General features: G+C 74.5%; 13 protein-coding genes. 5 read left to right on the top strand and 8 right to left on the bottom strand.

Features of this window, described 5'->3' with window-relative positions:
• Positions 1-341 precede the first annotated feature (341 nt).
• The 5 genes from ACZ52J_RS17420 to ACZ52J_RS17400 all read right to left on the bottom strand — a co-directional run bounded on the left by ACZ52J_RS17420 (position 342) and on the right by ACZ52J_RS17400 (position 5,593).
• Positions 342-488 carry a hypothetical protein gene (locus ACZ52J_RS17420; protein WP_465619716.1) on the bottom strand — a complete coding sequence of 49 codons (147 nt, stop codon included), beginning with the start codon at positions 486-488 and terminating at the stop codon, positions 342-344.
• 285 nt (positions 489-773) lie between these two features.
• Positions 774-1,424, bottom strand: coding sequence for a GTP-binding protein (locus ACZ52J_RS17415; protein WP_396287654.1), 651 nt, complete (start codon positions 1,422-1,424; stop codon positions 774-776).
• The gene (locus ACZ52J_RS17410; protein WP_396287675.1) at positions 1,405-1,836 is read right to left on the bottom strand and encodes a DUF742 domain-containing protein; all 432 of its coding nucleotides are present in this window, start codon (positions 1,834-1,836) and stop codon (positions 1,405-1,407) included. Before ACZ52J_RS17410 ends, ACZ52J_RS17415 begins: the two co-directional genes overlap by 20 nt.
• Before the next feature lie 203 nt (positions 1,837-2,039).
• On the bottom strand, positions 2,040-2,459 hold the full coding sequence (locus tag ACZ52J_RS17405; protein ID WP_360490059.1) for a roadblock/LC7 domain-containing protein: 420 nt from the start codon (positions 2,457-2,459) through the stop codon (positions 2,040-2,042).
• Complete coding sequence (locus ACZ52J_RS17400; protein ID WP_465619713.1) at positions 2,456-5,593, bottom strand: sensor histidine kinase; 3,138 nt, start codon at positions 5,591-5,593, stop codon at positions 2,456-2,458. The genes ACZ52J_RS17405 and ACZ52J_RS17400 overlap by 4 nt, the downstream gene beginning before the upstream one ends.
• Positions 5,594-6,112: 519 nt before the next feature.
• On the opposite strand from ACZ52J_RS17400, the gene ACZ52J_RS17395 reads away from it, so the two are divergent.
• The 3 genes from ACZ52J_RS17395 (at position 6,113) to ACZ52J_RS17385 (ending at position 10,619) form a co-directional block, all read left to right on the top strand.
• A complete protein-coding gene (locus ACZ52J_RS17395; protein WP_465619711.1) occupies positions 6,113-7,939 on the top strand; it encodes an AMP-dependent synthetase/ligase in 1,827 nt (608 codons plus the stop codon).
• A gap of 207 nt (positions 7,940-8,146) precedes the next feature.
• The gene (locus ACZ52J_RS17390; RefSeq protein WP_465620005.1) at positions 8,147-9,301 is read left to right on the top strand and encodes a polysaccharide deacetylase family protein; all 1,155 of its coding nucleotides are present in this window, start codon (positions 8,147-8,149) and stop codon (positions 9,299-9,301) included.
• 415 nt (positions 9,302-9,716) lie between these two features.
• The gene (locus ACZ52J_RS17385; RefSeq protein WP_465619709.1) at positions 9,717-10,619 is read left to right on the top strand and encodes a nitroreductase/quinone reductase family protein; all 903 of its coding nucleotides are present in this window, start codon (positions 9,717-9,719) and stop codon (positions 10,617-10,619) included.
• Positions 10,620-10,796: 177 nt separating this feature from the next.
• On the opposite strand, the gene ACZ52J_RS17380 is transcribed toward ACZ52J_RS17385, so the two are convergent.
• The 3 genes from ACZ52J_RS17380 to ACZ52J_RS17370 form a co-directional block, all read right to left on the bottom strand.
• A complete protein-coding gene (locus tag ACZ52J_RS17380; RefSeq protein WP_465619706.1) occupies positions 10,797-11,600 on the bottom strand; it encodes an SGNH/GDSL hydrolase family protein in 804 nt (267 codons plus the stop codon).
• 566 nt (positions 11,601-12,166) lie between these two features.
• Positions 12,167-12,808, bottom strand: coding sequence for a hypothetical protein (locus tag ACZ52J_RS17375; protein WP_465619704.1), 642 nt, complete (start codon positions 12,806-12,808; stop codon positions 12,167-12,169).
• Positions 12,809-13,147: 339 nt separating this feature from the next.
• On the bottom strand, positions 13,148-14,326 hold the full coding sequence (locus ACZ52J_RS17370; RefSeq protein WP_465619702.1) for a hypothetical protein: 1,179 nt from the start codon (positions 14,324-14,326) through the stop codon (positions 13,148-13,150).
• A gap of 298 nt (positions 14,327-14,624) precedes the next feature.
• Here ACZ52J_RS17370 and ACZ52J_RS17365 point away from each other — a divergent pair, with 298 nt between their 5' ends.
• Together ACZ52J_RS17365 and ACZ52J_RS17360 are read left to right on the top strand one after the other, a co-directional pair.
• Positions 14,625-15,794, top strand: coding sequence for an exonuclease SbcCD subunit D (locus tag ACZ52J_RS17365; protein ID WP_465619700.1), 1,170 nt, complete (start codon positions 14,625-14,627; stop codon positions 15,792-15,794).
• On the top strand, positions 15,791-18,841 hold the full coding sequence (locus tag ACZ52J_RS17360) for an AAA family ATPase (protein ID WP_465619698.1): 3,051 nt from the start codon (positions 15,791-15,793) through the stop codon (positions 18,839-18,841). The genes ACZ52J_RS17365 and ACZ52J_RS17360 overlap by 4 nt, the downstream gene beginning before the upstream one ends.
• The last annotated feature ends 6 nt before the right edge of the window (positions 18,842-18,847 follow it).

The following is an 18,847-nucleotide window of genomic DNA, read 5'->3' as shown; positions in this document are numbered from 1 at the left end:
AACAGGTGCGGCTGCCGGGACGGCCAGAACGGCTCGAGGTCGTGGTGACCCCGTCGGCTGTCCGCGGCGCGGCTCACGCGCCCGTTCCACCGTCCGGTCCGTCCACCGCCCGCGCACGTCGCGGGGGCCGTCCCGGCCGTTCGGGTACGGCCGACGGCGGCGGGGTCAGGTCTGGGGCAGACGATGTTCACTGGTGGTCTCTCCGCTGGGCGGTCCGGTTGGTCGGCCGCGGGCGCGCCGGACGGCGGTCCGCTACGGCCTGGTCGACGGGATCAGCGGTGCGTCGGGCGGTGGCTGGTGGGCCGGGAGCGCCGGGGACGTACCGGGATGGGACAGGCCGGTCAGCGACAACACGCGCTGCAGATCAGCGCGTGGTCGATGTAGCGGCGGACGGTGAGCACCGGAGCGGCGGCACCCGAGCGGGCGGAGCCGGGCATGAGGGGCCCGGACAGGGCGGTGGCGATGCGTCGTCGGCCGACGGTCGTCATTCTGCTGCCCTCCCCCTCGTTCTGTGCGCGGCGGTGCACCGCTGCCGGTGCGCGCCGGCGGTGCCTCGCCGGATCGTCGAAGGCCGTCCGCCGGTCGGCAACGCCCGTGTGAACGGGGCGTTTCCGGGGCTCCCGACGGCATGGCCGGGCGGCCTTCGTCCACTGAGCCTTCCACGGCCGGGCCGGTCTAGGCAACCTTCCGCGCGCCGACCGTCCGGGATGCGGACATCGGAATGAGACGTCGGCCGGTAGGGGACGCCCGCGCCGCCGTCACCCGAGGCTCCCTCAGGCCCGGGCGGCAGCGCGGTGGCGGCGCGCGGCGGCGTGCTCGACCAGCGCGACGAGCAGGTCCTTCCCGTCCTCCCGCAGCCGGGCATCGCAGAGCAACACCGGGATGTCCGGGTCGAGGTCGAGCGCGTCCCGCACCTCGTCCGGCGTGAACCGCTCGGTGCCCTCGAAGCAGTTCACCGCGACCACGAACGGGATGCCGCGCTGCTCGAAGAAGTCGACCGAGGGGAAGCAGTCGGCCAGCCGCCGGGTGTCGGCGAGCACCACGGCGCCGAGCGCGCCGCGCGCCAACTCGTCCCAGACGAACCAGAACCGGTCCTGCCCGGGCGTGCCGAACAGGTAGAGGGCGAGGCCGGGCCGCAGGTCGATCCGGCCGAAGTCCATCGCCACCGTGGTGGTGCGCTTCGCCTCGACGCCCGAGGTGTCGTCCAGTGGACGCCCCAGCTCGCTGAGTTCCTCCTCGGTGCGCAGCGGCCGGATCTCGCTGACCGAGCCGACCAGGGTGGTCTTCCCCGCGCCGAAGCCGCCCGCGACCAGGATCTTCACCGCGGCGGCCGGACCTCCGCGCCACCGCGGGTCGTTGGCGTTCGCCGGGTCGGACGCGGCACCGTCCGGGCGGAGGTGGTGGTCAGAGCGCACGGAGTCCATTGATCACGTCTCGCAGCAGGCGCTCGTCCGGCAGCTCGGCGAGCGGAACGGGTCGGGTGACGCTGATCAGGTCGGCGTCGTAGAGGTCGCCGAGCAGCACCCGCACCACGCTGACCGGCAGGTCGGTGAAGGAGCCGAGTTCGGCGACGGAGAGCGGCTCGCGGCGGCACAGCGCCAGCAGCGTCTGGTGTTCCGGGTCGAGGACGTGCGCGGGCACGGCCCCCGCGTCCGGCCCGGGCTCGACGGCGGTGACCAGCGAGATCAGGTCGAACAGGCCCTCCTCGACCGGCCGGGTGCGGCCGCGGGTCATCGAGTAGAGCCGCACGACCGGGCCGGCCTCGTCGTCGAACCAGCGGTCGTCGACCGGGGTGCGCGGACGGAACAGGTCGACCTCGGGTCCGTCCGGGTCGATCTGCTCCGCGTCCGCCGGAGTGTCCACACCCTGGGATGCGGCCACACCGTCCGGCGCGTTCACGCCGGCCGGGGCGTCCACCTCCGCCGATGCGTCCGCACCAGGCGACGCCCCCGCACCGGTCGGCCCGTCCGTGCCCACCGGCACCTCCGGGCCGTCCGGCACGTCCGGCACGTCCGCCTTCGGATCCGCCATCGGCCCGCTCATCTCCCCGGCGGGGCGGTTTCGGTGCGCGGCTCGGCGGCCATGTGCTCGCCGACCCGCTTGACCAGCAGGGCCATCTCGTAGGCGATCTGGCCGATGTCGGCCTCGGCGTCACTCAGCACGGCCAGGCAGCTGCCGTCGCCGGCGGCCGTGATGAACAGGAACGCCTCGTCCAGCTCGACCATGGTCTGCCGGACGCCGCCGACCTTGAAGTGCCCGCCGGCCCCCTTGGCCAGGCTGTGGAACCCGGCCGCGACGGCGGCCAGGTGCTCGGCGTCCTCGCGGTCGAGGTCGCGGGAGGCGCCGGTGGCCAGGCCGTCGCTGGACAGGATCACCGCGTGCCGGAGGGCCGCTACGCGCCCCACCAGGTCGTCCAGGAGCCAGTTGAGGTCCCCGGACGGCTGCGTCGAAGTGGTCATGAATCAGTTCCTTCCGCTGGAGCGGGTGGTGCAGGTGATGCCGATGATGCGGGTGATGTGGGCCGCACAGGCGATGTGGGCCGCACGGGTGGTGCGGGTCGTGCGAGTGGTGCCGGTCGTGCTGATGAATCGGGTACAACGGGTGATACCGGTGGTACGGGCGATCCCGGGCCCGGGCTGCGACGGACCGGCGGTCCGGGCGGCAGCCGACGGGCGAGCGGGGCCCGCCCGGTGTCCGAGGGGGCGGGCAGCGCCGCCGGGGCGGGCGCCGGGCCGATCGCCCGGCGGGACGCGCCCGGCGGCTGCCAGGCGGGTACGGCTGCGAAGCGATCGCGCGGCGATCCCTCGTGGGCCGCCGGGGCGCTCTCTGCGCCCTCTGGCGTGCCGTCGCGGTCCTTTGACGATCCGTCGCCGTTTCTTGACGATCCGTCACGGCCTGTCGGCGAGCCGTCGCGATCCTTGGTGGCATCGGCACGGTCCACCGGGGCGGAGGCACCGCGTCCCCGGGTGAAGCCGCGCTGGAACGAGGCGAAGGTCGCCCGGGCCTCCTCGGGCGAGCGCTCCCGTGCCTCCCGAGCGTCGGGAGCGGACCCCGCGTCCCCGGTCGTGTCCCCCGACCCGCCCGCGCTGCGGAATCGTTCCTTCACTTGCTCCGTGAGCTGTTCCCTGAGCTGCGGCGCCAGGTTCGCCTGCCGGACCCGACGCGGCAGACCGCCCACCGTCCGGGGCGCGGCGTCCACCGGCGGAACCTCGGCAGCCCCAGCAACCCCTGCAGCCCCAGCGATCACGGCAGCCTCGGCGACAGCGGCAGCCTCGGCGGTCGCAGCAGCCGCGAAGGCCTCCGCAGCCGCGGCCACCACCATGTCCTCCCGCCGGTGCCGGCCCGTGCCCGGCCCGTCCCCGGTGTCCCCGGTGTCCGCTCCGGGCGCGGGGACCAGGACCGGTCCGCCCTTGGGCCGCGAGGCCCTACGCGGCAGACCGCCCGCCGTACGCCCCGCCTCGGGCACGGAGGGCCGCGGCCCGCCCGTCCCCCGGTGCCGACCGCCCTCACCGGCGCCGGACGAGGAGCCCGACGACACGCCGGACAGGGAACCGGACGAGGAGCCCGCCCCGGGGTCGGTTCCGCCCGCAGCCCCCGGCCCGGGAACCGGCCCCGGGACCGCGACCAGGTCCCGCTGCCCGCGCCGACCGGCGCCCACGGACCGCCGACCGGTCGCGGCCGGCTCCGCCAGCCCGTCCGGCGCCTCGGCGAGCAGCTCGCGCGGGATCAGCACCACCGCCGTCGTCCCGCCGTACGGGGACGGCCGAAGGTGCACCCGGATGCCGTGCCGCCGGGCCAGCCGGCTGACCACGAAGAGGCCGAGCCGGTCGGTGTCGGCCAGGTCGAACTCCTGCTCCACGGCGAGGCGTTCGTTGATCTCGGCGAGCAGCTGCTCGCTCAGCCCGAGCCCGCGGTCGTCGATCTCCAGCGCGAAGCCGTGCGCCACCACCTCGCCCTGGACGGTGACCTGGGTGCTCGGCGGGGAGAACACCGCGGCGTTCTCGACGAGTTCGGCGACCAGGTGGGTGATGTCCGCGACGGCGCTGCCGAGCAGGCCGGTGCCGGGGAACGGCCGGACGGTCACCCGGGCGTAGTCCTCGACCTCGCCGACCGCCGCCCGGACCACGTCGACCATCCGGACCGGCTTGCGCCAGGCACGCCCGGGCGAGCCGCCGGCCAGGATGATCAGGCCCTCGGCGTGCCGGCGCATGCGGGTGGTGAGGTGGTCGACCTTGAAGAGGTCCGCGAGCTCCGTCGGGTCCTCGGTGCGGCGTTCCATGGTGTCGAGCAGGGTGAGCTGACGGTGCAGCAGCACCTGGCTGCGCCGGGCCAGGTTGACGAACACGGCCGAGACGCCGCGCCGCAGCTCGGCCTGTTCGACGGCGGCCTCGACGGCGGCCCGCTGCACCGCGTTGAACGCCTGGCCGACCTGCCCGATCTCGGCGTCGCCGAAGTTCAGTCCGGGCGCCTCGGTGGCCACGTCGACCGGCTCGCCGCGGCGCAGCCGCAGCATGACGGAGGGCAGTCGGGTGCCGGCGAGTTCGTTGGCCGCGTTGCGCAGGCCGATCAGCTCGCGGGCCAGGCCGCGACCGATCCGGAACGAGATCATGATCGACAGCACGACCGCGACCAGGCCGATCGCACCGGCGATGCCGCCGCGCCAGAGCATGCCGATCGCCGCGGACCGCGCGCGCTCGTCGAGCCCGGCGGCGATCCGGCTGTTGATCGAGTTGAGGTCGCCGAGTGCCCGGTCGGCGGTCTCCCGCCAGGAGTCGCTGTTGAGTGCCTGGACCACCCGGTCGGGGCCGCCGGCGCCGACGAAGTCCGCCTCGGCGCGGGCCAGCGCGCCCCAGGCCTCGCCGCCGCGCAGGGCGATGTAGTCGGACTGGTCGGCGGGTTCGAGCTCGGCGACGTAGACGGTGAACAGCGCCTGCTGGTTGTGCAGGGCGTCCAGCGCGACCTGGTGCTGCTCGGCGGTGGGCTTGGCGGCGCCGGCGCGCAGGCCCTCCATCGCCGCGTCCTCCTGAGACAGGTACTCACGGGCGCGCACCAGCTCGATCAGAATGGTTCCCTGGCGCGGGAGTTGGCCGGTCTGCCGGGCGACGTAGGCGGAGCGGAAGCCGAACACGGGCTTGACCAGGTCGCTGTACTGGTCCAGCGCGAATTCCCAGTTCAGCGCGGCCCGGCCGACCTGGGAGCGCAGCGGGCCGATCTGGTCGGCGGAGGCGATGATCTGCACGAAGCGGCCGCGCTGGGGGGTGGAGAGCTTGCTGCCCGCGCTGTCCTTCTTCTGCCGCAGCACGGCGAGGCTGCGGTCGGTGTTGGCCTTGGCGTGCTCGTAGGCGTCCCGGGCGACGGGCGAGCGGGGGTCGGCCAGGCTCTGGACGGCGGCGCGGCGCTCGTTCTGCAGGTCGGTGGCGTACTGGTCGACCGGGCCAGCGAACTCCTTGTACGTACGGCTGATCCTCAGCTGGCTCCAGACGTCGCCGGTGGTGGCGAAGGTCGCGAACACCCACAGGGCGGTGAGCGCCACGATGGGCACCAGGAGCAGCGCGATGATCTTCGCGCGGATCGAGCTGCGGCGCAGACGCATGGAGTCCTCGGTCGGGAAGTGCCAGGCGCGGACGGGGAGGGTGGGGGCCGTGGAAGCGGTGGGCGCGGCGGGAGGGGTGGGGCGGGGTGGGGCAGGGGCAGGAACGGTGAGGAGGGATACGGAGGGGGCTCCCGGCCACGGGTCTGCGCGACTCTACTACGCCCTGACCACTCGTTCGAGGGCCGAACCAATCCACCTCCCCACCTTGCCCCGCACACGTCAGAAACCGGTCGCCCAGGCCCTCGTTTCACGACGGAATCGTCCACTGATGCCCGGAATGCCCGACCTGCACGCCACCCTCACCCCTCTCCCGCATCCTCTCCCACGCCTTCACGGGTGCGGCACCATGCGGGCGGACCGGTGCCGATCTCGTCGCGTCACCGTCACAACCCTGGGAAGTGACGGGACGATCCGATAGTTTCGCTCCACCCGCGCAACCGGCGCCGGCGCCCCGGCGGCCGGAGGGCGCGCCGGGCCGGCCCGGCAACAGGCGCCGGGAGACGCGAACTGGGGAGGACTGTGCGCGAGTTCACCACCCCCGCCCCGGACGCTCCCGGGGCCGCCGGAGGACTCGCCGACTCCCTGTACGACACCGCCGAGCGCACCCCCGACCTGGTCCAGTTGTCCCGGCGGACCGGCGGCGGACGCTGGCAGGACGTCACCGCCCGGCAGTTCCGGGACCAGGTGCTCGCCCTGGCCAAAGGACTGCTGACACACGGCGTGCACTACGGCGACCGGGTCGCCCTGATGTCCCGCACCCGCTACGAGTGGACCCTCTTCGACTACGCGCTCTGGTCGATCGGCGCGATCACCGTCCCGGTCTACCCCACCGCCGCCCCCGAGCAGGTCCGCTGGATCCTCGCCGAGACCCAGGCCGTGGCCTGCCTGGTCGAGGACGAGGACGCCGCCATGACCGTCGGCGCGGTCTGCGACGCACTGCCCGACCTCACCGGCATCTGGCAACTGGACCGCGACTGCGTCGCCGCGATCACCGAGGACGGCCACGGCGTGCCCGACTCCCTGGTGCACCGCCAGCGCCTCGGCGTCGCCGCCGAGAACGTCGCCACCGTCGTCTACACCTCCGGCACCACCGGCCGGCCCAAGGGCTGCCTGCTCACCCACGCCAACCTGGCCGCCGAGGCCGACGCGCTGCTCGCCGGCTGGGGCGACGTCCTGCGTGACACCGGCGGCGGCCAGCCCGGCACCCTGCTGTTCCTGCCACTCGCCCACGTCTACGGGCGGGCCGTGCAGATCGCGGCGATCCGCGGCGGCTTCCGGGTCGGCCACGTCCCCGAGGTCTCCACCGACGCGCTGCTGCCCGCGCTGGAGACCTTCCGGCCGACCTTCCTGCACGCCGTCCCGTACGTGTTCGAGAAGATCTTCCAGCAGGCCCGGCGCGCCGCCGAGAGCTCCGGCCGCGGCGAACTCTTCGAGCAGGCCCGACAGGTGGCCGTCGACTGGGCCGCCGCCCGGGAGCAGAAGGCCTTCGGACGCGGCCCCGGACCGGGCGCCGCACTGCGGCTGCGCCACCTCGCCTACGAGCGGACCGTCTACCCGAGACTGCGCGCGGCGCTCGGCGGCCGGGTGCGCAGCGTGATGTGCGGCGGCTCCTCGCTGCGGCGCGACCTGGGCCTGTTCTTCACCGGCGCCGGGCTGCAGCTGTACGAGGGGTACGGGCTGACCGAGACCTCCGCCGCGATCACCGCCAATCCGACCGGGCGGCAGAAGCTCGGCACCGTCGGGCAGCCGGTGCCGGGCGCCTCGGTGGCGATCGCCGACGACGGCGAGGTGTGGGTGCGCGGCGACTCGGTCTTCGGCGGCTACCTCAACCACCCGCGGTGCACCGCCGAGTCGCTGGTCGACGGCTGGTTCGCGACGGGCGACCTGGGCCGACTGGACGAGGACGGCTACCTCACCATCACCGGCCGCAAGAAGGACCTGATCGTCACCAGCAGCGGCAAGAACCTCGCCCCGGCCGGCCTGGAGGAGCGGGTCGAGGCGCACCCCCTGGTCTCCCAGTGCCTGGTGGTCGGCGACGACCGCCCGTACGTGGCCGCACTGATCACGCTCGACCCGGCGGCGCTGGCGCACTGGCTGAAGACCCGCGGGCGGGAACAGCTCGACGCATGGGCGGTGCTCGCGGACGAGGACCTGCACGTCGAGATCCAGCGCGCGGTGGCGGCGGCGAACACGGCGGTGTCGCGAGCCGAGTCGATCCGCGCGTTCCGGCTGCTCCCACGGGAGTTCAGCGAGGAGCAAGGTCTGCTGACGCCCTCACTCAAGCTGCGGCGAGGGGCCATCGCGGAGTACTACGCGGAGGACATCGAGGAGCTGTACCTCCCCTGATCGGGATGTCCGGTAGGTGTTTTGACTGGCCGTCTTGTCCCTTGTGGCACAGGTCCGGTGGCCGCCCGGTTCATCTGCCGTTCCCTTGACGGGCCGATTGGTCCAGTCCATTGTTTCTCTTCGGTCCGAGTGCGGCGCACCACCACCCCTTTCGTTCGCGCCCTCCCCACGGGCGTCTCCCCCACACGCTGGAGTCCTCACGTGTCGATGTCCACGCGGCTGTCCGCGCTGGCCGCCTCCGTCGCGCTGCTCACCGCCTTCGCCGTACCGGCGGCCTCCGCCGACGGCGCCCAGGCCGCCCAGGCCGCCCCTGCCACCCCGGCCGCCGAGGCCGCCCCGACCGTCAACCTGGCGACCAACCCCGGGTTCGAGCTGCCCGCCCCGAGCCTCGCCGACTGGGGCAGTATCCCCGGTTGGAACTGCACCGGCGGCCCGGCCGAGGCGGCCGTCACCCCCACCGCCCCGCACGCCGGCGCCTCCGCGCTGACCGTCACCCCGGCGAACGCCGACTCCACCGGCGAGTGCGCCCAGACCGTCGCCGTCCGCCCCGGCACCACCTACACCGCCTCCGCCTGGGTGCGCGGCAGCTTCGTCTACCTGGGCGCCACCGGCACCGGCAAGGACGTCCCGCCCGCCTGGACGGAAAGCACCGGCGGCGGCTGGCAGCGACTGACCACCCGGTTCACCACCGGCCCCGACGCGCACAGCGTCCGACTGTACGTGCACGGCTGGTACCAGCAGGGCCCGTTCTCGGTGGACGACGTCCGGGTGGACGGGCCCGCACCCGCCCCGGCGGTGGCGGCGAGCTCGATCCCGACCACCGACAGGGTCGTCTTCTTCACCGTGGACGACGGCTGGCAGCGCACCCCCGAGGCGGAACAGTTCATCGCCGACCACCGCCTGCCGATCACCGCCTTCCCGCTGCCGATGCCGGCCGGCACCGACCCGGCCTTCTTCCAGCGGGTCACCGCCGTGCCCGGCTCCTCGATCCAGGACCACACGGTCTCCCACTCCGACCTCAGCAAACTCCCGGCGGACCAGCAGCAGGTCGAGATCTGCGACGCCCGCGACGCCCTGACCCGCCACTTCGGCACCGCGCCCGTGGTCTTCCGTCCGCCGTACTTCGCCTGGAACGCCGACACCCTGCAGGCCGCCGCCAACTGCGGCATCCGCACCGTGCTCACCGCCGACGCCGACTTCAGCTGGGGTGCCGCCGACATCTGGCACCCGGGCCTGCTGCAGCCGGGCGACGTCGTCCTCATGCACTGGACCGACACCCTGGCCACCGACCTGCAGCGGGCCCTGGCCGCCGCCGACGCCGCCGGCCTCAAGCCGACCGGCCTGGTCGACTACCTGCGCTGACGCACCGCGACACCGACCGCCGCTGACGTGCCGTCATATCGACCGTCGCAGAAGCACCGCCATACCGGCCGTCGCAGACCCGACGCGCCGCCGCCTCCAGGGGGAGCGGCGGCGCGTCGCCGTACCGCGCGGTGCTTCGCCGCCCCCGGTGGTGGGTGATCCCGCTCGTTGACAGTGCGACCGCGGCGCGGATCTAATGGGGGCGTGCAGCGCGGCGCCGGCCACAGAGCAGTGGGCCGGCCGGTGGCCGAGCGAGCACCCTTCCGAAGGGACGACGCGCGATGAGCACTCTCTCCGCTTCCCTGATCTGACGCCACGCGGTCACCCGCGGTGTCCGCGTGCGCGATGCGCCACCCCTGACTGTCACCGCGTGTGGCCGCGACTCCCCTTTCTCCGGAGACCCCACCACACACACATGCCTATGTCTTTCCAACTGAATGTCATCAAGGAGTTCCGCGCCAACGGCGGGCGGGTCGGCGGCCCGTTCGAGGGCGGCGACCTGCTGTTGCTGACCACCACCGGCGCCCGGTCCGGGCGGCCGCACACCGTGCCGCTCGGGTACGTCCGGGCGGAGGGGCTGCTGCTGGTCGTCGCCTCGGCCGCCGGGGCGCCGGAACACCCACAGTGGTACCGCAACCTGCTGGTCCACCCGGTGGCCCGGGTCGAGCTCGGCACCGACACCTTCGACGTGATCGCCGTACCCGCCGAAGGCGCCCGCCGGGAACGGCTGTTCGCGGCCGTCGTCCGGAAGGCGCCGGGGTACGGCGACTACCAGGCGCACACCGAACGCGAGTTGCCGGTCGTCGTACTGGAACGGGAGCGGCCCGGGGCCGGACCCGGCGGCGAGGAGCCGGTGGTACGCACCCTCGCCGACAAGCTGCTGGAGGCGCACACCTGGCTGCGCGCACAGCTGCGCCACGTCCGGGAGGAGGCGCACACGCACGTCCCCGGCCGCCCGGCCGGGCTCGGGCTGCAGCTACGGCAGCACTGCCTGGCGTTCTGCGACGGGCTGACCCATCACCACACCGGCGAGGACGCCGCGATCTTCCCCGCGCTCGCGCGCAGCCACCCGGAGCTGGCCGACGTGCTCGCACGGCTCGACGAGCAGCACCGGGCGATCGGGCGGATCAAGGACGAACTGGTGGCGCTGCTGGCCGGGATCGAGGTCACCGAGCCGGAGCGGCTCCGCACCGAACTGGACCGGATGTCGGCCCAGCTGGAGGCGCACCTCGAGCACGAGGAGGCGGAGTTGTTGCCGGTCCTGTCCGGCATCCCCTTCCCGCCGACCGGGCCTGCGCCGACCGGGCCGGGGGCCTGACCCGCTCCGGTCGGGACCGCCCCGACCGGAGCCGTCCCGACCGGAACCGTCTCGACCGGGGCTGCCCCTACCGGTAGCTGAAACGGCGTTGCCGCCGTCCCCTCCCCGTGCCTCGGGAGGGGGCGGCGGCAGCCGTGGTGCGACGGCCGCGGCGGTGTCGGAATCCGACCGGGTCCGTCAGGACTGCGAGAAGACCGGCAGGTAGCCACCGGCCTGGCCGGAGGCCTTCGGGTGGTAGCTCTCGTCGATCGGCAGGGTGGTGCTGTTCAGCCAGGTGGTCAGGCTGCCGCAGATCTCGTGCTCGGTGAAGATGCTGCGGACGTCGCCGAAGTTGAAGCCGGCGTTGGCGGCGCGCTTGGCGAGGACGCCGTCCAGGGTGTCGGCGGCACTGTTGATGGCGGCACGCTTGGTGTCGCCGATGCCGAAGACGCAGTCACCGCCCACCTTGTACATGTGCGGGTAGCCCATCACCACGACGTGGGCGTTCGGCGACTTGGACTTGATGGCGGAGTACACCTGGTCCAGCTGGGCGGGCAGGGTGTTGAGGGCGTAGTTCTTCGCCGTGCTGACGGCGCTGAGGCAGGCGCTGTCGGAGCCCAGGACACAAGTCTGCATGGTGTCGGCGAAGCCGGCGTCATTGCCGCCGACCGAGATGCTGACCAGCGTGGTGCCGGAGTCCAGGGCGGAGATCTGGTTGTTCAGGATGTCCCCGGTCCTCGCGCCCGAACAGGCGACGAACTTGAAGGAGGACGGCGAGTGCGCGTTCTTCCACAGGTACGCGTACGCGTTGGTGCTGCGCTTGCAGCTGCCACTGTCGCTCAGGTAGCTGCCGGCGCCGACACCGGCGGAGTACGAGTCGCCGAGGGCCACGTAGTTGGCACCGGCCGCGTTGGCGGACGAGGCAGCGAAGAGCGTCGTCATGGCGAGGCCTGCCGCTATCGCGGCGATGGACAGGGCACGGGCGGGGCGGGGGTGGATCATGACACCTCCAGGGTGGGGGGGGTGGGGGCGTGGGGGCGTGGCGTGGGTCACAGAAGTGATACCAGGCGGTAGCCGAACCCGGAAGCGCTCATGCCAAAGATATTGACGGACCGTCTGATAGCAGAGAGGTGAACTGCCGCCCACAGCACGTGAGTTCACGCTGGTCAGCCCGGGTGCTTTTTGACGCGCGTAGCACTGCGCGCGTAGACCGGCAACTTGTGGATGTTCAGCGCGGGGTAAGCCTGGAGTCGACGTCCGACCATCGTTGAGTCAATTTCGACGCGGGTCAGCGGCCGGGGGGCAAGGGCGCGGCAGCGGGCGCGAGGGGACCGGGGCGGGTGCGACCCGGCGCGGGCGGGTGCCGGTGTGAACCACCTTCAGGACCGGACGCCGAAGCGCCGAGCGTCGACGCGCTCGATGTCGACGCGCTCGATGTCGACGCGCTGAACGTCGACGCGCTGAACGTCGAGACACCGAGCCTCGAGACACCAAGCCCCGAGACACTGAACGTCAAGACAATGAGCGTCGCTCAGGCCCGGGACGGGCGGGTCGACTCCCGAACCGGGTCAGCCCCGCCCACCCGGGTGGCCGCCGCCCGGGTACGCGGCACCCGGGGAGACCGTGCAGCCTCCGACGGGCAGCTCATCGATCGTCTCGTTCGCGGCTGCGGGCACGCCGAGCCGGCGGACGGCGGTGGCAACCGCCGCCCGCGCCTGGCGCAGCCCGGGCTCGCCCCAGCCCAGCAGCTCGACGGCGAGCCCGGGCGCGACCAGCAGCCGCCGGTAGTGCCGGCCCGAGGCCGGGTCGGCCGCGCTCGGCCCGACCGCCCGCAGCGCCGCCGCCATCCGGACCCGCGCGCACTCGTGCCCGCCGTTCGCCGAGCCGACCCGGTCGTAGAGGTAGCCGAGGTAGTACGGCCGACCGATCACCGCCTGCGCCTCCTCGGCGGCCTCCCGGGCCAGGGCGGCCGCCGGGTCCCCGGCGTCCTCCGGCTCCAGCGAGCCGCCGGGCAGCGAGCAGATCCCGTCCCTGGGGTTCACCAGGGTCAGCACCCGCCCGTCCGGGGCGAACAGCCACCCCCAGGACTGCTTGACAGGCAGCCCGTCCGGCACCTGCTCGCCCGGCCGCCACGGCCAGCCCGCCGTGGGGCGACGCCGCACCTTGCCGAGCAGCTCGGCGATCTCCGCGCTGTACTCGATCGGGCTCATGCTCTCGCCTCGCGGCGCTCGGCCGGGGCACCGCACGGCCCAGCGGAGACATCGGCGAACGAACCGGTGGAGACCTCGGCCGTGGTGTCCGCCTGCGCGCACCCCCCGGCACCGAGCTCGCTCCGCGCGCTCATGCGTCCCCCTCTCGCTGTCGGGCTCGCCGGACCGGCGGTGCGCGGAAGGGACCTGCAGGGCGCGGTACGGAGCGGAGCGGCCGGAGCGGCGGCGTGGGGTACCGCGCGCTCCTGCTGTTGATCTTCTCCGAATCTTCCCCGAACAGGCGGTCGATGAACAGTCCCCAGCGCCGCATGGTGGATGCGGAGGCGGTGACCGCCCTGATCACCCCAGCGGCCCACCCCCGCCCCGGGGGCCGGGGAACCCGGGCGGCGGGAAGCCCGGCGCCGGGACGCCGAGCGACGGGAACCCGGGCAACGGGAACCCGGGCCGCGGGTCCACGCCCGGCGGGAACGGCAGCCCGCGGGCGGCGTCGTCGGCGAGCTCGTCGAACACCTCATGCGCGGTCATCGGTCGCAGCCGCCCGCCGGCCAGCGCCCAACCGCGCACCGGCGGCCGGGCCGGGCCGTCGCCGCCGGGGGGACCCCCCGAGCCACCGGGCGGCGGGTCTGCCCGGCCGCTCAGCGACGGATCGCCGTGCAGCAGCAGCGCCCCCTCACCTCCGGAGGCCACACCCGCCGCGAGCGTGACGCAGAAAGCCTCGGTGTCCCGCCCGGCGGGGTACAGCCGCCCCTGCTCCACGCAGACGTCCACCGCCGAGGTGAGCTCCTCACCGTCCTCGGGTCCGTGGCAGCGCAGCGTCAGCAGGTGACAGCCCTCCCCGGCGCCCTCGGCCAGCGCCAGGTACACCGACGTCACGTACTGCATCACCGCAGCCATCCGGCGCTGCCCGGCCTGGTCGTCGCCGACGGCGTCCAACAGGGCCGCGCAGGCCACGGACATCCGCACCCGCGCCCGGTGGTCGTCCATCAGCACCGGCAGCAGCTCGGCCAGCCGCTCCCCGGCGTAGACGAACGGCTCCCCGGCCAGCTCGGGATCGCCCGCGTAGGCGACCCGGGCCGCGGGCATCCGCGGATCGAGGCCGAGCACCTCGCAGTAGTCCTCGAAGTCGTTCGCGTCCAGGACCCGCAGGTGCACCTCCAGGCCCTGCCGGTACAGGGCCGTCAGCTGCTCCTCGGCCCGCCGCAGGTAGTCCTGGTGGCCGAGTCCGCCGAACAGCCCGTACCGCGCGAGCCCGGCGAAGTCCCCGGCCTCGACGGCCAGGGCCACCGCGACCGGCTGCGGCGGCGCACCCCGGGCCCGTTCGCTCCGCCGCGCCCGCGCACCACCTCCTCCCGCACGCCCGCCCGGCGGCCGTCCGCCCCCGGGCGGCACCGCCCCACCGGACCCACCGCCCGGCGCCCCACCGGCACCCCCCTGCTTCGACCCGGCCAGCACCAGCACCCGCCGGCGCCGCCCCGCGACACCCGCCACCTCGCGCACCAGCTCCCGCACAGCAGCCATGGCTCCTCCTGTTCCTCGATCCGTTCCTCGATCACCCGACACCCGACAGCGCCGGCCACCCCGAACGGCGGAGCTGCCGACGTCGAGGAACATACACAGAGCCACTGACAATCCACTCCGAGTAATCGAACAGCGCGCCTCGAAAGGAAGGGGCGCGGGAGAGGCGAGAGAGATCGTGTCGACTTGACCGACGATCCGATGGGGCGAAAGCACCCCGACCGACCCCCGGTACCCGTGAGACGCATGCCTCCACGGATCCGGGTGGGATTGTCAGTGGTGCGGGTTAGGGTCGGGGACCATGCGACTGCTGCATACCTCTGACTGGCATCTCGGGCGTTCGTTCCACCGGGAGAGCCTGCATGACGCCCAGCGGGCCTTCCTGGACCACCTGGTGGATGTGGTCCGGGCCGAGGGTGTGGACGCCGTGCTGGTCGCGGGGGACGTGTACGACCGGGCACTGCCGGGGCTGGAAGCGGTCTCGATGTTCGACGACGTGCTGCACCGGCTGGCGGATCTGGGCGTGCCGACGGTGTTCATCAGCGGCAACCACGACTCGGCCCGCCGGCTGGGGGTCGGCGCGGGACTGATCGGGAGGGCCGGGATCCACCTGCGGACGGATCCCGGCCAGTGCGCCACTCCCGTGCTGCTGGCGGACGAGCACGGGCCGGTGGCCGTGTACGGGCTGCCGTACCTGGAGCCGACGCTGGTGCGCGAGCGGTTCGGCCTGGCGAGGGGCGGGCACGCGGCGGTGCTCGGGGCCGCGATGGACGAGGTGCGGGCCGATCTGGCAGCGCGCCCGGCCGGGACCCGGGCGGTGGTGCTGGCGCACGCCTTCGTCACCGGCGGCGCACCGAGCGACAGCGAGCGGGACATCGCGGTCGGCGGCGTCGCCGCGGTGCCCGCCTCGGTGTTCGACGGGGTGCACTACGTCGCGCTCGGCCACCTGCACGGCTGCCAGACGCTCGCCCCGCACCTGCGCTACAGCGGCTCCCCGCTCGCCTACTCCTTCTCCGAGGCGAAGCAGCGCAAGAGCATGTGGCTGGTCGACCTCGCGGCCGACGGCTCGGTGACCGCCGAGCGCGTCCCCTGCCCCGAGCCGCGCCGCCTCGCCACCCTTCGCGACAGCCTGGAGGCGCTGCTCACCGACGAGGAGTACGCCGAGCACGAGCAGTCCTGGGTGCAGGCCACGCTCACCGACGCGGCCCGGCCGAGCGAGCCGATGGAGAAGCTGCGCCGCCGCTTCCCGCACACCCTGCAACTGCTCTTCGACCCCGAGGAGACCGAGGCCGAGTCCTCGTCCTCCTACGCGGCACGGGTGAGCGGCCGGGGCGACCTGGAGATCGCCGAGGGCTTCCTGCGGCACGTCCGTCCCGGAGCCGAGCCGGCGCCGGACGAGCTCGGCTGGCTGCGCGAGGGCTTCGAGCGCGTCCGGGAGACCACCGACCGGAAGGCGGACCTGCCCCGATGAGGCTGCACCGGCTCACCGTCACCGCCTTCGGCCCGTTCGCGGGCTCCGAGACGGTGGACTTCGACGCACTCGCCGCCGGCGGGCTGTTCCTGCTGCGCGGCGCGACGGGCGCGGGCAAGAGCAGCGTGCTGGACGCGGTCTGCTTCGCCCTGTACGGCGAGACGCCGGGCGCCCGCCGAGCCAACCGGCTGCGCAGCGACCACGCCGACCCCAAGCGGCTGACCGAGGTCCGGCTGGAGCTGACCCTCGGCGGGCGGCGGCTGCAGATCACCCGCCTGCCGGAGCAGCGCCGGCCGAAGAAGGTCGGCACCGGCACCACCGTCGAGCGGGCGCAGACCCTGCTGCGCGAGTGGGTCGCCGACACGGGCGACGGCACGGCGGGCTGGCGGGGGCTCAGCAAGTCGCACCAGGAGGTCGGGGAGGAGATCCTCCGGCTGATCGGCATGAACCGGGAGCAGTTCTGCCAGGTGGTGCTGCTGCCGCAGGGCGACTTCGCCCGCTTCCTCAAGGCCGATTCGGAGGAGCGGGGCAAGCTGCTGCGGCGGCTGTTCGACACCGAGCGGTACCGGTTCGTCGAGGACTGGCTGGCCGAGCAGCGGCGCGCCCAGGAGGCCGAGGTCCAGGCCGGCCGGCGCCGGCTGCGCGACCTCGCCAGCAAGGCCGAGCAGGCGGCCGGTCCCGGCGCCGAGCCCGTCGAGGGCTGGGCCCCGGCCGAGGACGGTGACGCCGGGCCGACCTCCGGGGTGCTCGGCTGGGCGGCGATCCTGCGCGGCGGCGCGGCCGAGCAACTCGCCGTCGCGGAGTCGGCGCTCGCGGGCGCCGGGGAGGCGCAGCGCGCGGCCCAGCGGCACCGAGAGGCCGCCGAGGAGCTGGCCGGGCGGCAGCGCCGACACCGGGAGGCGCTGGACCGGGCCGAGCGGCTGGCCGGGTTCGAGCCGGACGCGGCGCGGGACCGGCAGCGGCTGGCCGCCGCTCAGGAGGCCGTCGGGGTGGAGTCCGCGCTGCGGCTGCGGGAGAGCGCGGCCGAGGCGCTCCGGCGCGCCCAGGCGGCGGAGCGCCGGCACCGCGAGACGCTGGCCGCCGCCACCGGCGAGGGCGGCCGGCCGCTCGACGGGGCCGGCGCCGCCGAGCTGGCCGAGGCCGAGCTGCGGCTGCGGGCCGAGGTGGTCCGGCTGGAGGCGGCCCGGGCGGAGGAGCGGCACTGCGCCGAACTCGCCCGCGAACAGCGCTCCTTGACGGCGGAGCGAAGTGCCGCCGAGGCACTGGCGGAGGAGGCCGAGGACTGGCTGGCCGAGTTCGAGGGCGAGCTGAACCGGCTGGAGGAGGAACACTCCGCGGCCCGGGCGGCAACCGCCAGGGTCGAGCAACTGGACGGGCAGCGCACCGAGTCGGCCGCCCGCCTGGACGCGGCCCGGGAGCGCGACGGCCTGCGCACCGAGATCGCGGCGGCCGAACCGCGGGTCGCCGAGCTGCGCACCGCCGCACTGGACGCCCGCGAGCACAGCCTGGACCTGCGGGACCGGCGCCTGACGGGCATGGCCGCCGAACTGGCCGAACAGCTGCGCTCGGGCGAGGCCTGCCGGGTCTGCGGCTCGCCCGATCACCCGGCACCCGCCGAAGCGGCGCCCGGCAGCCGGGTCGGCGCCCAGGACGAGGAGCGGGCCCGCCGCGCCCAGGCCGACGCCGAACAGGCGTGGACGGCGGCCGACCAGACACTGACCGCCCTGCGGGTGCGCGAGGCCGCCGCCGCCGGGGCGGCCGGACCGGACGGTGCGGACGGTGCGGACGCGCTCGTGCGGGCCCTCGCCGCGTTGGAGCGCGAACACCGCGAGGCCCGGCACACGGCGGAGGCGCTCGGCCGCGTCGAGCAGGAGATCGCCCGGCTGTCCCGGGACCGCACCCGCCGTGGCGACGAGCTGCACGAGGCCAAGGAACGCGCCGCCGTCCTCACCGACCGGCTGCTGAAGCTCGACACCGAGCGGGAGGCGCTGACCGCCCGGGTGACAGCTGCCCGGGGTGAGGCGGCCTCGGTCGCCGACCGGGCCGCGGCCCTGACCCGGCTCACCGAACAGGTCGCCACCGCGGCGGCGGCGGCCCGGACCAGTGCGGAGGCGGCCGCCCGGCTCGACGAGGCCGAGGGCGAGCTGGGCAAGGCCGCCGCCGTGGCGGGCTTCCCGGACGCCGAGGCGGCACTGGCAGTGCTGCTGCCGCGCGAGGAGCGCGAGCGGCTGGAAGCCCGGCTGGAGCGGCACCGCGCGGAGACCGCCGCCGTCCGGCGTGAGCTCGACCTCCCGGAGCTGGCCGAGGCCGCGGCCCGTCCCCCGGTCGACCTGCCCGCCGCCGCAGCCGCCCTCCGCACCGCCACCGACCGGCTCGGAGAGGCACACGCCGCTCAGGCGGCGGCCCGCGAGCGGCGCGAGGCACTGGCCACGATCGGACGGCAGCTGGCCGGGCTCGCCGCCGAACTGGCTCCGGCGCTGGACCGGTACGGGCGGATCAACCGGCTCGCCACCCTGGCCGCCGGCACCTCCGCCGAGAACCGGCTGCGGATGCGCCTGGAGTCGTACGTCCTGGCGGCCCGGCTGGAGCAGGTCGCGGCGGCCGCCAGCGACCGGTTGGTCCGGATGTCCGGCGGCCGCTACACCCTGGTGCACAGCGACGACCGGGGCAACGGCACCAGGCGCTCGGGCCTGGCCCTGCGGGTGGTGGATGCCTGGACGGGCACCGAGCGGGACACCGCGACCCTCTCCGGCGGCGAGAGCTTCTTCGCCTCGCTCTCCCTCGCCCTGGGCCTGGCCGACGTGGTCACCGACGAGGCGGGCGGCATGCCGCTGGACACCCTGTTCATCGACGAGGGCTTCGGCACCCTCGACGAGCAGTCCCTGGAGGAGGTGATGGACGTCCTTGACGGCCTGCGCGAACGGGACCGGGCGGTCGGAATCGTCAGCCACGTCGCCGACCTGCGCAGCCGCATCTCGGCCCAGCTGATGGTCCGCAAGGGGCGGCGCGGCTCGACCCTGGCCCTGGCCGGGCGGGAGGACGCGTAACGCCGC

Source organism: Kitasatospora sp. NPDC034035 (assembly GCF_055575755.1).
Note: the sequence above shows the minus strand (reverse complement) of the source record. Positions and strands in the feature narration are given on the sequence as shown.